The sequence below is a fragment of the Bacillus sp. DTU_2020_1000418_1_SI_GHA_SEK_038 genome, from assembly GCF_032341175.1.
GTDB lineage: Bacteria > Bacillota > Bacilli > Bacillales > Cytobacillaceae > Cytobacillus.
The window spans coordinates 149,096-162,837 of record NZ_CP135435.1 but is presented as its reverse complement, the minus strand read 5'-3'; the positions used below and the strand labels follow the sequence as shown (position 1 = coordinate 162,837).

Genomic DNA, 13,742 nt, shown 5'->3' with positions numbered 1-13,742 from the left:
TCTTTTTCTTCATTCTAGAAATAAGGATACCTTCTCCTGAAAGGAGCTTCAAAATATGATAAAGAAATTCCGTTTGCTCCTGCCAATTCTGCTGATCATTCTCATGACGGGCTGTGCTCAAGGTGAAACTGGCGGAAAACAGATGGATTATGAGCAAACAAAAAAGATGGTTGTCGATATTCTAAAAACCGATGACGGTAAAAAAGCGATAAAAGAACTAATGGAAGATGATAAAATAAAACAGCAGCTTGTCATGGATCAGAAAATCGTTACAGAGACAATCGAAAAAACATTAACATCCGATAAGGGAACGGAATTCTGGAAGAAGTCATTTGAGGATCCTAAGTTTGCTGAAAGCATCGCAAAAAGCATGAAAAAAGAAAATGAAAAGCTTCTAAAAGATTTAATGAAGGATCCTGAGTATCGCGGTATGATGATTGAAGTCTTACAAGACCCTGAACTAGAAAAAGAAGTAACAAAAGTATTAAAAAGCAAGGAATACCGTGAACATTTGCAATCTGTTGTAAAGGAAACCTTTGAAAGCCCGCTCTTTAAAGCCAAAATTCAGGACATTCTTTTAAAAGCTGCTGAGGAAGTAAAAAGTGGCGAGAAGGGTGGAGAAAAACAGGGCGGCGGTGGCGAGGAATCTGGCGGTGGCTCAGAGGGCGGCGGAGGCGAATAACGCCCCTGCCAAACCTAAAAAGAGGTTGTCTAAAGCAAGGACAGCCTCTTTTTACTGTTATTTTTCTAATGTTTGTACAATCTTTTGCGCAATATCGCTATAGATTTTACCTAGCTTATGTTCTTCATCATATATGGATGGAGCAAAATCTTCTTCATTCCAATTAGGCTGCTCTAATGGCAATTTCCCTAACAAGCTAGTACTAAGCTCTTCAGCCAACTTTTCCCCGCCGCCTTTTCCGAAGACATATTCCTTCTCACCCGTAACCTTACTTTCAAAATAGGACATATTCTCAATGACCCCTAATATTTCGTGCTCTGTTCGAATCGCCATGGCACCTGCACGGGCTGCAACAAAAGCAGCTGTTGGATGAGGAGTTGTCACAACGATTTCTTTACAGGACGGAAGCATAGTATGAACATCTAATGCTACATCCCCTGTTCCTGGAGGAAGATCTAACAGCAAGTAATCAATATCTCCCCACTCGACTTCATTAAAGAAGCTGTTTAACATTTTTCCTAGCATTGGACCTCTCCAAATGATCGGTGAATTATCTTCAACAAAGAATCCCATCGAAATAACTTTTACACCAAATCGGTCCACTGGAATAATCTTTTCCCCTCTTACGACAGGACGAGTTGTAATGCCCATCATATCAGGCACACTGAATCCATATATATCTGCATCAATCAGACCGACCTTCTTGCCTAGTCTTGCTAATGAAACGGCTAGATTTACAGAAACAGTCGATTTTCCTACCCCGCCCTTTCCGCTCGCAATCGCAATAAAGGTTGTTTGGCTATCTGGGGAGAGCAATCCTTTATCTTCCTCTTTTGCTGCTTGGCGATATTGTGATAAAATCTCTTCTGGCAGCTCGCTGAATCGAATTCCGACCGTAGCCGCCCCTGCCTCTTTTAGAACGTTTACTACTTGAGTTTGGAGCTGAAGCTGCTCAGCTGTTCCTGTTTTGGCAATTAGCACCTTCACACTTACATGATTCTTTTCTTCTTTAATCTTTATCTCTTCAATTGCGTTTAATTCACCTAAAGTTTTATGTAAAAATGGCTCCTGGATTCCACTTAAGACTTCTCTTATATTTTGTTCAGTTAACAAATTAAGCACCTGCCTTTTTGTATTCGTTTCCATTAAAGTATACCATATCATTTATTCCCCACTGTTAATTGTATCACACCTTATTGGCACAATAATAAAGAAAAGATGCTTTTTAAGCAGCACCTTTTATTCCGTCTCTATTAATTCTTTTTCATCAGAGTAGTAACGCAAAATCCCATTGTAAATAGAGGCGGCCACTTTATTCTGATATTCCTCTTTCTTTAAGTTCGCTCTCTCAGCATGGTTTGATAAAAAACCGATCTCTACGAGTGAGCCGGAAATTTTTGCGTTCTTCAATATATAAACACTGTTTAGCACTTTTGCTTTTCTCGTTGTATTCTCAAGATTTCGCCGAAGCTCATCTTGAATAAACTTAGCCGCTCGAGCATTTTCATCTCGTTTTGTAGCATAGAAGGTTTGGGCTCCGCTCCACCTAGGAGATGGAATCGAATTTAAATGAATACTTACAAAAAACTCTGCTCCTGAGTTATTGATTATTTCCAGCCTTTGCTTCAGATCCTCCACTTTTCTTCGGCTGTATCCCCTTGTCCCATCTGGAGCTAAATCGCGATCGTCCTCTCTTGTCATCAAAACAAGTGCCCCCTGCTGCTGGAGAAGATCGCGGACCTTCAGAGATACTGCTAGAGCAATTTCTTTCTCAAGTGCGTCATCATCACCAGCACCCCCATCCGGCCCGCCGTGACCAGGATCCAGCAGTATAATTTTTCCTGTCAGAGGCAAATTCCATGATTCCCACGAGTCATTATCTGTGAAGTCATATTGCAGAATAAAAAACAAAATAATAAGGCCTATGGCAAATGCCCCCGTTTTTAGTCTTTTCCCCATTAAATAGTCAGCCCTCCCGCTCGTCCTCATTTCAATATATGGGACGAGTTGGAGTATTAGAACTTTGGAATGCGTAAGCGGCTTACTCTAGTCGACATGGACCTGAAGCTAGACAAATACATTAATGAAGTCTCAATCTATGTCTTTTCTCCCCTTTATTAAAGCCTTCCATCCACCAGTATAATACGTATTGCTCGCATAAATAATAAAGGGATTCACTGATTACCCCTTCTTCCCCATGCCCCCAATACAGCAGGAAATGGTATAACGTATCAACCAAATGCTTTTCTTCTTGCCGACAGCGGTATCTCACATCCTCCGCGCTTTCTCCATAATATCCAAACCTGCTAAAGTGTGCACCTAATAAATACGCTTCAATGGCCACATCATAGCAGGCTTCTTCTATTCCACTATTCATCAGCAGCCCGTTCATAAATCGTGAGGAACCAAAATGCTGCTGCACTTTTTCTTTTAGAGCTTTTATAGAAATTTCACGTAATACGGATTTTTCATATTTAATTTGTTTTTCTCTTTTCTTTTCTACAAAGGTTGTAATTACATTCATGCTGTCTCACCTCTTAGAAATAGTCTTTAACGATGCAAGGGGAGACATACTAAAAGTCGAGCTGCCAATTTTTAATAAAAGCCGCAGATTTTTCTTTGCACTACCTATTCTTCCTACATCCAAACCTATTTTTATTCTTGTGAATGGGAAACATAATACCATCAGAATACAAAATGGAGGGTTATCATTGATACGAAAGCAGATTATATTGAGTACGTTCGTTTTATTGCTAGGGACTTTCATCAGCCCATATTATGCTAAGGCAATTTTGTCCGATCATGAGGTCGTACTTACAACTTCGTCCGAAATGAATGAAGACAATCAACTTTATAGAGAAATTAAGGCATACAGTGATCAGCACTATATTGAGCCGATCGATGCAAAAGTAGATCGAATATGGAAAGCGATACCCGGTTACAATGGGCTGAGTGTAGACATTAATGCAAGTTATAAAAAAATGAAAACAAGTGGTGAATTCAATAAAAACGATATTGTTTTTAAGGAAATATCGCCAAATGTCCATTTAGAAGATCTGGGTCCTCAACCGATTTATAGGGGGAATCCGGAAAAACCTATGATCGCCTTTTTAATTAATGTGGCCTGGGGAAATGAATACATCCCAGGGATGCTCGATGTTTTGAAAAAGCATCAAACAAAGGCAACGTTTTTTTTCGATGGAAGTTGGGTTAAAAAGAATCCAGATCTAGCCAAGTTGATTAAGGAGGCCGGTCATGAGATTGGCAACCACGCCTATAGTCATCCAAATCTTCAGCAGCGTTCTGAGGGTGAAACTATGATGGAGTTGAAAAAGACGAATGATGTTATTAAAGAAACCCTTGGCATTACACCAGTATGGTTTGCCCCACCAAGCGGGAGTTTCAATCAGATCACCATTCAAGTCGCTAACCGTCTTCATATGAAAACAATTCTCTGGACAGTCGATACGGTTGATTGGAAAAAACCAGCTGCTTCCGAAATGGTTAGAAGGGTTGTGTCGAAGGTAGAGAATGGATCAATGGTTCTCATGCATCCAACAAAGCCTACCGCTGAAGGGTTGGAAAGCATGATAACCGAAATTAAATCAAAAGGATACAAACTCAGTACCGTCAGCGAACTGATGAGCGAAAAGCGCGTAGATTAGTCGGACAAAATATCTTTAAAATAAGAAAAGCCCCAGGTACCTCTAGTCCATAAGAGGTGCTTGGGGCTTAAACATAGTTCCATTTAAATTATTGACTGTGCTACAATAAAAGAGTAGACCCATTGAAACAACTAAGGACCTAAACCCCTTGCTTAAACTCCGTTGATACCCCCCTTCCAACAACCATTTATTTCCTTTTCACCTTTAGAACTAAGGCTAGATTTGTCCATATTGAGTAGTGTAGAAAATTATGAATAGGAGCTGAAATTTGATTATGCATGTAAAGGCTCGTGTTGTGTCAAATGAATTGGAAATTCTCAGGTATTTAAATGCACGAATGAACTTGACACCCAATGATAAAAGGTACTATTTAAAACTTGAAAAAGGATATCAAGGTGAAGTATTTTTTGATGAACTAACAGCGAAACTTGAATGTGATTTGTATATTTTAAATGATTTATGCCTTGAGTTTAACCGCTCTGTATTTCAAATTGATACGTTAATCATTTCTCAACTTACAATTTTCCTTATAGAAATAAAAAAATTTGAAGGTGATTACCTATACGATTCAGAAGAATTCCGTGGAGTCTCATCTAATATTGAAATTACGAATCCATTGGATCAGTTAAAACGCAGCAAGTCATTACTCCGTTCTTTACTTAAAAATCATGGAACTAATCTACCTATTGAAGGATACCTCACCTTTGTAAACCCCGAATTCACTTTATATCAAGCCCCTTTAAATGCTTCGATAATTTTACCAACCCAGCTAAATCGCTTTCTAAAAAGTTAAATGAAACACCCTCAAAGCTTAATAATCATCATAAGAAGCTTTCTGACCTTTTAATCTCGCTTCATCAGACTAAATCCCCGTATACCCGAATACCATCTTATGAGTATGATCAACTTCAAAAGGGAATTCCTTGTGCAGCCTGTCAATCTTTTGAGGTTTCCGTTGGAGATAGGGAAATTGTATGTGTTAAATGCAGGTGTATGGAGGAAATTGACTCTGCGGTCTTACGCAATATTAAAGAGTTTAGGCTGCTTTTTCCGGATAAAAGCATAACTACTAGCTCCGTTCATGAATGGTGTAAAGTGGTTACGTCAAAAAAAACGATTAGATGGGTTCTTCTGCAGAACTTTAAATCGATTGGATCTAGACGGCATAGATATTTTGTGTGAATGGCAATTAAATGACAAACAAAACTCTTAGGTAACACTAGCTGCAGTATTGTTTTAATGTGATTTTTATTTACTTGGCACTATAAGTATCCTTTTGCTTTTAAGGGCCTTCCAATTGAAGTTCTTTTACCACGAAAAAAAACTATTTCCCTTCGTGGTCAATAGAACTTCTTTTCTTTTACCATGAAAAACCCTTTTTCCCCTCCTACGGGTAATGAAACCTCGCCTCTTTTACCACGAACAACCCTTTCCTCTCCACGGAGAAATAAAGGTTAACAACACAAAAAGACCCCCAAACCAAAAGGTCTGAGAGCCTTGAAAAGCCAATATTAACGTTTTGAGAACTGAGGTGCACGACGAGCGCCTTTAAGACCGTATTTTTTACGTTCTTTCATACGAGCGTCACGAGTTAATAGTCCAGCAGCTTTAAGTGTTGGACGGTATTCTGGATCAGCTTGAAGTAACGCACGAGCGATACCGTGGCGGATTGCGCCAGCTTGACCAGTGTAACCTCCACCATTTACATTTACATGCACGTCATAGCTGCCTTGAGTTTCAGTAGCTGCTAGCGGTTGGTTTACAACTGCGCGTAATGCTGCAAATGGGATATAATCTGTAATTTCACGACCATTGATAATAATTTTACCATCGCCTGGAACTAAACGAACTCGTGCAACGGAGCTCTTACGACGACCAGTACCAATATATTGAACCTGTGCCAAGTTAATAACCTCCCCTATAAATTATCCACGAAGTTCGTAAACTTCAGGTTGTTGTGCTTGGTGCTTATGTTCAGCGCCAGCATATACGTGTAATTTCTTGAACATTTGACGACCAAGAGTGTTCTTTGGAAGCATGCCTTTAATAGCAAGCTCTAACATTCTCTCAGGAAAGTTCGTACGCATTTCATTAGCAGTTCTTTGTTTTAAACCACCTGGATGGTTTGTATGACGGTAGTAAATTTTGTCATTTAATTTATTACCAGTTAATTCGATCTTTGCTGCATTAAGAATAATTACATGATCACCAGTATCAACATGTGGTGTGTAAGTTGGTTTATGTTTACCACGTAGAATTGACGCAACTTCACTAGCAAGACGACCTAAAGTTTTGCCTTCTGCATCAACCACGTACCATTTACGCTCGATATTGTTTGCATTCGCCATAAACGTTGTACGCATTATTTTCCCTCCTAAAAATTCCATCTTCATCATTTCATTGGTTTCATTTATCTTAGACACAATAAGTTCCGGGGCTTATCGTGGTTTTAATAACAATACCTTTGCTATGATACACTTTTATACAGCTAATGTCAATAAAATGTTACGCGTGGTTTAGTTGTTTTGATACATTTTTTTTCACAAAAATGCCTTCACAACGCGACCGCGTGGTTCTTACAGGAATTTCAAATTTTATTCTTGAAAATTTCACTAATAAAAAACCTTCCACAAATAAAGCCCATGACCGGGAGCTGTTTTTCCCGCAAATGATCGATCCTTTTTTTCTAAAATGTCCCGCATGGAATTCGGGTCTCTCTCTCCAGCTCCAACCTCTAGAAGAGTGCCCACCAGAATTCTAACCATATTATACAAAAAGCCATTGCCAACAAAGCGAAACTCAAGGGAGCCTTCCCCCTCTTTCAGATCAATTTCCTGTAGTTCCCTAATCTTATCCTCTACCTCTGTCTTGGCAGAGCAGAAGCTCGTAAAATCATGAGCTCCAATTAGGTAGGCAGCTGCCTCTCTCATTGCTGAAATATTCAAAGGATAAGGGTACTGAAAGGCGTAATTTCGGCTAAAAGGATCTCTCTTTGTGGTAAGATTCATAAAATACCGGTATTCCTTCCCCTTTGCATCAAATCGGGCATGGAATCCGCCATCAACTTCTTCTGTATTCATAACAACAACATCATCAGGCAAAAGAGAATTAAGCGCGATATCCCACTTATCCAGCGGAATATTTAACTCAGAGTCAAAATGAATGACCTGTCCCCTTGCATGGACTCCTGCATCCGTTCTCCCGGAAGCACTTACCTTTATGTCCGCCCCTTTATGAAGCTTCTTCAAGACTCTTTCCAATTCACTTTGTACAGTCCGCTTATTCGGCTGAACCTGATAGCCAGAGAACTGGGTTCCATCATAAGCTACTAAACACTTAAACCTTCTTTTCATTATCAAGGGTCCCCATTAAGTTCTTAATAAGAATAAAACAATCGTTAAAATTCCAAGAAGTACAATCATCGATGAATCGGTAAAGCTCCAGCTGAGCTGCCTATATTTGGTTCTTCCTTCACCGCCGCGGTATCCCCTTGCTTCCATGGCTGTCGCAAGCTCCTCTGCCCGTTTAAAGGAACTGACAAATAACGGGATGAGAAGTGGAATAATTGCCTTCACTCTGTCTTTAATCGGTCCGCTTGTAAAATCTACACCTCTTGCTGTCTGGGCCTTCATAATTTTATCCGTCTCCTGCATCAACGTTGGAATAAATCTAAGAGAGATGGACATCATGAGAGCAAGCTCGTGAACGGGAAACTTAATTTTATTTAAAGGATGCAGCAAGCTTTCAAGACCATCTGTAATTTCAATGGGTGTCGTTGTTAACGTTAGAATAGACGTCATTAGGATCAGCAGGAAAAAGCGCATAGAAATAAACAGCCCTTGCCTTAATCCCTCTTCATAAATGGTAAACCAGCCTGCTTGAAAGAGAATTTCCCCGTCCTTTGTCAAAAACAAATGCAAGAGCAAAGTAAATAGCACAAGCCAAAGAACAGGTTTCAGACCTGTAAGAATGAATCGCAAAGGAACCTTTGACATCGAAACCATTAAAAAAGTATAAATCAATAAAGCCCCATAGGTGAAACTGTTGTTTGCAATAAAAACGATACAAACAAAAAGAAAAATCACAATCAGCTTGGAACGCGGATCCATTCGATGTATAACAGACTGAGCTGGTACATAGCGGCCAAAAATCATTTTCTCCATCATTTTTGGTCACCCCTCTTTACGACAGCAGCAATTTCCTCCGTTAGCTTTTCAACAGATAAGCACGTTTGAGGAAACTTCATTTGAAAGGCCTTTTCAATTTTTTGCTGAAAACGGACAACCTCTGGTACATCCAGCCCAAGTTCAATTAAGCCTTCAGGCGATGAGAAAATCTCTTCAGGGGTTCCTTTTTTATACACTTCTCCTTTATGCATAATCACAATTTGATCGGCATATCGAGAAGCATCCTCCATACTGTGAGTGACGAGAATGGTTGATAGCTTTCTTTCCTGATGAAGTGCATGGAACATATCCATTATTTCCTTACGCCCTCTCGGATCAAGGCCTGCTGTAGGCTCGTCCAGGACGATCACATCTGGCTCCATAGCTAATACCCCAGCAATCGCAACTCTGCGCATTTGTCCACCAGATAAATCAAACGGGGATTTCTCCAGAATCTCTTCAGCTATCCCTACTTGCTTGATAGCAATTCTAGCCCTTTTCTTCGCTTCCTCCTCGGAAACGCCGAAATTCATTGGGCCAAAGCAAATATCCTTCTCTACCGTTTCTTCGAATAATTGATGCTCCGGAAATTGAAAGACAATGCCGACTCTTTGTCGTACTTCCCTCAGATTTTTTTGCTTTTTATCCGATGTGATTTCTTTATCGCCAACAACGACTTTTCCTGCTGTTGGCCGTAGCAGGGCATTTAAGTGCTGAAGTACCGTAGATTTTCCCGAGCCTGTATGACCGATTATCGCCAGAAACGTTCCAGACGGGATATCAATGGAAACATCCTTAATTGCCAAATGTTCAAAAGGGGTATTTACCTGATAGCGATATTCTACTTTTTGCAGTGAGATGTCCATAGCTCAGTCACCAACTCTTCTTCAGATAAAAAATGCCTAGATAAGGAAATGCCTTGTTCCTTTAATAGCTTACTCATTTTGACAGGAAAGGGAATATCTAATCCCAGCTTCACCAGCTCTTCATCCATTTGAAAAATTTCAGCCGGCGTCCCCTCTTTATACAGCTTGCCTTTATTCATCACAATAATGCGATCAGCTTTTGCCGCCTCTTCTAAGTCATGTGTAATGGAAATGACGGTCATATTATTGGTTTCTTTTAACTCCCTAACAGTTTCTAGAACCTCTTCCCTGCCTCTTGGATCCAACATGGATGTTGCTTCATCTAAAATAATAATGGAAGGCCTAAGAGCAATGACACCTGCAATCGCCACCCTTTGCTTTTGGCCACCTGATAGATGGTGCGGCTCTTGATCGAGAAATTGCGCCATTTTCACCTTTTCCAAGGAGTTTTGAACTCTTTCTATCATTTCATCTCTAGCAATTCCGTTATTTTCCAAACCAAAAGCCACATCATCCTGAACAGTCGTTCCAACAAACTGATTATCTGGGTTTTGAAAGACCATTCCAATAATTTTTCGAGTATCCCAAACTGTCTCTTCTGTTAAAGGGATACCGTTCACAGTAATGGATCCTTCCTGTGGGAACTGCAAACCATTTAACAGTTTGGCTAATGTAGACTTGCCAGAGCCATTATGACCTACAATCGCAAGCCATTCCCCTTCATAAATCTCAAAGGACACATCTTGAAGTGCATACGGTGCTTGAATATCATATTGAAATGAGATATTTTTAAGCTGGACTAGCGGTCTCTTGCTCATAGTTGTTCCTCCCCTCATCTCACTCATCTCTCTCTATTCTAAACTGTACTGCCAGACAATCAACACAAATATAGGATTTTTGTCTATTAAAAAACCCGCCACAATTGGCGAGCTTCAATAGTATGACAGTGGATATAAATAATGCTGATAACAAATACATCAGAAATTACACTTCCCTCAAGAAAGAAACGAAAATCTCTAAATTCAAATCTGTTATCTGAGCTGTATAAAATGCCAAATCTGCCTCCCTATTAAAAGCCCATACAACAGTTGTCATTTTACTTCCTTAATTTAAAAAGCCTGCACCTTTCCGAAAAAACAGGCCCCACCTGTTATACGTGTGCTAAAAAATCGGAAAGGTGCAAGAGCTAGACCAGTCATATGAATGGTATATGAACATACCATTTGGCTAAAGCCAAAAAGTAAAGAAAACTCCCATATGCTCATCGTAACGCTCACTTTTTACTTTATCCCTCGGGTGCCACATTTAGGCAGAAGGGTTTTTTATAGAAAAGGGGCAATGAACAAGTTTCTGAATAAACTGTCTCTCGCCCCTTTTGTTAAAAAATTATACTAACTCGATGATGACCATTGGTGCTCCGTCTCCACGACGAGGTCCAAGCTTCATAATACGAGTATATCCGCCTTGGCGCTCTTCATAGCGAGAAGCGATATCGCTGAATAATTTTTGTACTGCATCTTGATTATTCTCAGCGTTAGCTACCTCATTACGAACAAATGCAGCTGCTTGACGACGAGCGTGAAGATCGCCGCGCTTTCCAAGAGTGATCATTTTCTCAACAACTGAACGAAGTTCTTTCGCACGAGCTTCAGTTGTTTCAATACGCTCGTTGATGATTAAGTCTGTTGCTAAGTCACGTAGCATAGCTTTACGTTGAGAGCTAGTACGTCCTAACTTTCTGTATCCCATGAAAGTTTCCCTCCTTTGTTGAAGTGATTCTTTAAGCTTTAGTAGCTACTTAAAAATGCTTCAAAACGCTTTGCTTATCAATCATCTTTTCGTAGGCCTAACCCAAGCTCTTCTAGTTTGTGTTTAACTTCCTCAAGAGACTTTCTGCCTAAGTTACGAACCTTCATCATATCTTCTTCCGTTTTATTAGCTAATTCTTGAACGGTATTGATACCAGCACGTTTTAAACAGTTGTATGAACGAACAGATAAATCTAATTCTTCGATCGTCATCTCAAGTACTTTTTCTTTTTGATCTTCTTCTTTTTCAACCATAATTTCAGCATTTTGCGCTTCGTCTGTTAAACCAACGAAGATATTCAAATGCTCAGTTAAAACCTTAGCACCAAGTGCAACAGCATCTTGAGGACCAGTACTTCCGTCAGTCCAAACGTCAAATGTTAACTTATCATAGTTAGTCATTTGGCCTACTCGTGTATTCTCTACTTGGAAAGAAACACGTGAAACTGGTGTATAGATTGAATCGATTGGAATGACACCAATTGGCTGATCTTCTCTTTTATTTTGGACAGCCGGCGTATATCCACGGCCGCGCTTAGCAGTTAAACGCATGCGTAAATGGCCATTTGTGCCTAAAGTTGCAATGTGAAGATCTGGATTCAGAATTTCAACATCACTGTCGTGAGTAATATCACAAGCCTTAACAGCACCCTCGCCCTGTACATCAATTTCAAGCGTCTTCTCTTCGTCAGAGTAGATTTTCAGTGCAAGCTTTTTGATGTTCAAAATAATAGATGTTACATCCTCTACGACGCCTTCAATTGTTGAGAACTCATGAAGTACCCCATCAATTTGAATTGATGTAACTGCGGCACCAGGAAGTGAGGATAAAAGGATACGACGTAAGGAGTTACCCAAAGTTGTACCATATCCACGCTCAAGTGGCTCTACAACGAACTTCCCGTACTTGGCATCATCGCTGATCTCAACCGTTTCGATTTTTGGTTTTTCTATTTCGATCATGAAAATACACCCTCCTTCAAAACGTCGAAACCCCGGCTATATTCATAACCGAAATTCCCCATGTATACGTTCCCGTTTTGCGCACAACAACTTGAATAATAGTCTGTATAAAAGCAAAAAACTTTTCCATCATATCCCATTATAGACAAGGATACAAAAATTATACAGAAAAATTATACACGGCGACGTTTTGGTGGACGGCAACCATTATGAGGAACTGGAGTTACGTCTCTAATTGCAGTAACTTCTAAACCAGCAGCTTGAAGTGCACGGATTGCAGCTTCACGACCTGCACCAGGTCCTTTAACAGTTACTTCTAGAGTTTTCATTCCATGCTCCATAGAAGCCTTCGCTGCAGTTTCAGCTGCCATTTGCGCTGCAAAAGGAGTAGATTTACGAGAACCTTTAAAACCTAATGCGCCAGCGCTTGACCATGAAAGTGCATTCCCATGAGCGTCAGTAATAGTTACAATTGTGTTATTGAAAGTAGAACGAATGTGAGCAACACCTTGTTCAATATTCTTTTTCACACGGCGTTTGCGTGTATTAGTTTTACGTGCCATTTAAAGTACCTCCTTTACTGATTATTTCTTCTTGTTCGCTACAGTCTTACGAGGACCTTTGCGTGTACGAGCATTGTTCTTAGTATTTTGTCCACGAACAGGTAAACCACGACGGTGACGAAGACCGCGGTAGCATCCGATTTCCATTAGACGCTTGATGTTAAGTGATACTTCACGGCGAAGGTCACCTTCAACTTTTAATTTATCGATGACTTCACGGATTTTATTTAATTCATCTTCAGTTAAATCACGAACACGAGTGTCTTCAGAAACACCAGCCTCTGATAAAACTTTCTTAGCTGTTTCTTTACCAATCCCATAGATGTAAGTTAATGAGATTACTACACGTTTTTCACGTGGAATATCTACACCAGCAATACGTGCCATTCTTTGCGCACCTCCTTGTTTTTAGCCTTGTTTTTGTTTATGTTTAGGGTTTTCACAGATAACCATAACTTTTCCACGTCTGCGGATAATTTTACACTTTTCGCAGATTGGTTTAACTGATGGTCTTACTTTCATTATCCTAACCTCCTTAGTAGTACGGAGTGCAGTGGTTATTTAAAACGATAAGTGATTCTTCCGCGAGTTAAGTCATATGGAGAAAGCTCAACTGTTACCTTATCTCCAGGCAGAATTCGAATGAAGTGCATGCGAATTTTCCCAGAAACATGAGCAAGTACAGTATGACCATTCTCTAATTCTACTTTAAACATGGCATTTGGCAAAGTGTCAACAACAGTACCTTCTATTTCAATTACATCGTCTTTCGCCATCGAACAAGTCCCCCTTTTTCAAATATATACGAATTCATTTCTTTACTGTGCATAAAAATCAAAGTGTATTCCATCCATTACACAACCGGATTCTTGTAAACTTCCTGAACTTCTGGAGATGCATGATCAATAAATTTACAGATGCAGTCTGGTGTATTCTTAAGATGAATCTTAGAAAAATATCAGCCATACAACAACCTTATTATTATACCACATCAATAGCATCTAGTCCGCAAAGAACCAATACGGTTTG

18 protein-coding genes are annotated in these 13,742 nt (G+C 39.8%); 3 read left to right on the top strand and 15 right to left on the bottom strand.

Annotated features, from left to right (window positions below):
• The first annotated feature begins 55 nt into the window (after positions 1–55).
• Positions 56–682: a spore germination lipoprotein GerD gene (gene gerD, locus RRV45_RS00885; protein WP_315666896.1), complete on the top strand. Its 627-nt coding sequence runs from the start codon at positions 56–58 to the stop codon at positions 680–682.
• Positions 683–739: 57 nt separating this feature from the next.
• Here the strand turns inward: gerD and RRV45_RS00880 are convergent, their stop codons facing one another.
• The 3 genes from RRV45_RS00880 to RRV45_RS00870 all read right to left on the bottom strand — a co-directional run bounded on the left by RRV45_RS00880 (position 740) and on the right by RRV45_RS00870 (position 3,206).
• Complete coding sequence (locus tag RRV45_RS00880) at positions 740–1,795, bottom strand: Mrp/NBP35 family ATP-binding protein (protein ID WP_315668900.1); 1,056 nt, start codon at positions 1,793–1,795, stop codon at positions 740–742.
• 126 nt (positions 1,796–1,921) lie between these two features.
• The gene (gene cwlD / locus RRV45_RS00875; protein ID WP_315666895.1) at positions 1,922–2,641 is read right to left on the bottom strand and encodes an N-acetylmuramoyl-L-alanine amidase CwlD; all 720 of its coding nucleotides are present in this window, start codon (positions 2,639–2,641) and stop codon (positions 1,922–1,924) included.
• 121 nt (positions 2,642–2,762) lie between these two features.
• A complete protein-coding gene (locus tag RRV45_RS00870; RefSeq protein WP_315666894.1) occupies positions 2,763–3,206 on the bottom strand; it encodes a YbaK family protein in 444 nt (147 codons plus the stop codon).
• 187 nt (positions 3,207–3,393) lie between these two features.
• Between RRV45_RS00870 and RRV45_RS00865 the strand changes: the two genes are divergently transcribed.
• Both RRV45_RS00865 and RRV45_RS00860 read left to right on the top strand, forming a co-directional pair.
• A complete protein-coding gene (locus RRV45_RS00865) occupies positions 3,394–4,347 on the top strand; it encodes a polysaccharide deacetylase family protein (protein ID WP_315666893.1) in 954 nt (317 codons plus the stop codon).
• Between the two features lie 274 nt (positions 4,348–4,621).
• Positions 4,622–5,140: a nuclease-related domain-containing protein gene (locus RRV45_RS00860; protein WP_315668899.1), complete on the top strand. Its 519-nt coding sequence runs from the start codon at positions 4,622–4,624 to the stop codon at positions 5,138–5,140.
• Positions 5,141–5,858: 718 nt separating this feature from the next.
• On the opposite strand, the gene rpsI is transcribed toward RRV45_RS00860, so the two are convergent.
• From rpsI to infA, 12 genes are all read right to left on the bottom strand, one after another.
• Positions 5,859–6,251, bottom strand: a complete 393-nt coding sequence (rpsI, locus tag RRV45_RS00855; protein WP_066301440.1) for a 30S ribosomal protein S9 — start codon at positions 6,249–6,251, stop codon at positions 5,859–5,861.
• Positions 6,252–6,272: 21 nt separating this feature from the next.
• Positions 6,273–6,710, bottom strand: coding sequence for a 50S ribosomal protein L13 (rplM, locus tag RRV45_RS00850; protein WP_315666892.1), 438 nt, complete (start codon positions 6,708–6,710; stop codon positions 6,273–6,275).
• A 249-nt stretch (positions 6,711–6,959) separates the two neighbouring features.
• Positions 6,960–7,700, bottom strand: a complete 741-nt coding sequence (truA, locus tag RRV45_RS00845) for a tRNA pseudouridine(38-40) synthase TruA (RefSeq protein ID WP_315666891.1) — start codon at positions 7,698–7,700, stop codon at positions 6,960–6,962.
• A gap of 15 nt (positions 7,701–7,715) precedes the next feature.
• On the bottom strand, positions 7,716–8,513 hold the full coding sequence (locus tag RRV45_RS00840) for an energy-coupling factor transporter transmembrane component T family protein (protein ID WP_315666890.1): 798 nt from the start codon (positions 8,511–8,513) through the stop codon (positions 7,716–7,718).
• Positions 8,510–9,379, bottom strand: coding sequence for an energy-coupling factor ABC transporter ATP-binding protein (locus RRV45_RS00835; protein WP_315666889.1), 870 nt, complete (start codon positions 9,377–9,379; stop codon positions 8,510–8,512). Before RRV45_RS00835 ends, RRV45_RS00840 begins: the two co-directional genes overlap by 4 nt.
• The gene (locus tag RRV45_RS00830) at positions 9,355–10,197 is read right to left on the bottom strand and encodes an energy-coupling factor ABC transporter ATP-binding protein (protein WP_315666888.1); all 843 of its coding nucleotides are present in this window, start codon (positions 10,195–10,197) and stop codon (positions 9,355–9,357) included. Before RRV45_RS00830 ends, RRV45_RS00835 begins: the two co-directional genes overlap by 25 nt.
• A 568-nt stretch (positions 10,198–10,765) precedes the next feature.
• Positions 10,766–11,128, bottom strand: coding sequence for a 50S ribosomal protein L17 (gene rplQ / locus RRV45_RS00825; RefSeq protein ID WP_315666887.1), 363 nt, complete (start codon positions 11,126–11,128; stop codon positions 10,766–10,768).
• Positions 11,129–11,205: 77 nt separating this feature from the next.
• On the bottom strand, positions 11,206–12,150 hold the full coding sequence (locus RRV45_RS00820; RefSeq protein WP_315666886.1) for a DNA-directed RNA polymerase subunit alpha: 945 nt from the start codon (positions 12,148–12,150) through the stop codon (positions 11,206–11,208).
• A gap of 173 nt (positions 12,151–12,323) precedes the next feature.
• The gene (rpsK, locus tag RRV45_RS00815) at positions 12,324–12,713 is read right to left on the bottom strand and encodes a 30S ribosomal protein S11 (protein ID WP_057776559.1); all 390 of its coding nucleotides are present in this window, start codon (positions 12,711–12,713) and stop codon (positions 12,324–12,326) included.
• 21 nt (positions 12,714–12,734) lie between these two features.
• On the bottom strand, positions 12,735–13,100 hold the full coding sequence (gene rpsM / locus RRV45_RS00810) for a 30S ribosomal protein S13 (RefSeq protein WP_066301463.1): 366 nt from the start codon (positions 13,098–13,100) through the stop codon (positions 12,735–12,737).
• A 21-nt stretch (positions 13,101–13,121) separates the two neighbouring features.
• On the bottom strand, positions 13,122–13,235 hold the full coding sequence (rpmJ, locus tag RRV45_RS00805) for a 50S ribosomal protein L36 (RefSeq protein ID WP_152154137.1): 114 nt from the start codon (positions 13,233–13,235) through the stop codon (positions 13,122–13,124).
• Between the two features lie 35 nt (positions 13,236–13,270).
• A complete protein-coding gene (gene infA, locus RRV45_RS00800) occupies positions 13,271–13,489 on the bottom strand; it encodes a translation initiation factor IF-1 (protein ID WP_009336604.1) in 219 nt (72 codons plus the stop codon).
• Positions 13,490–13,742: the final 253 nt, after the last annotated feature.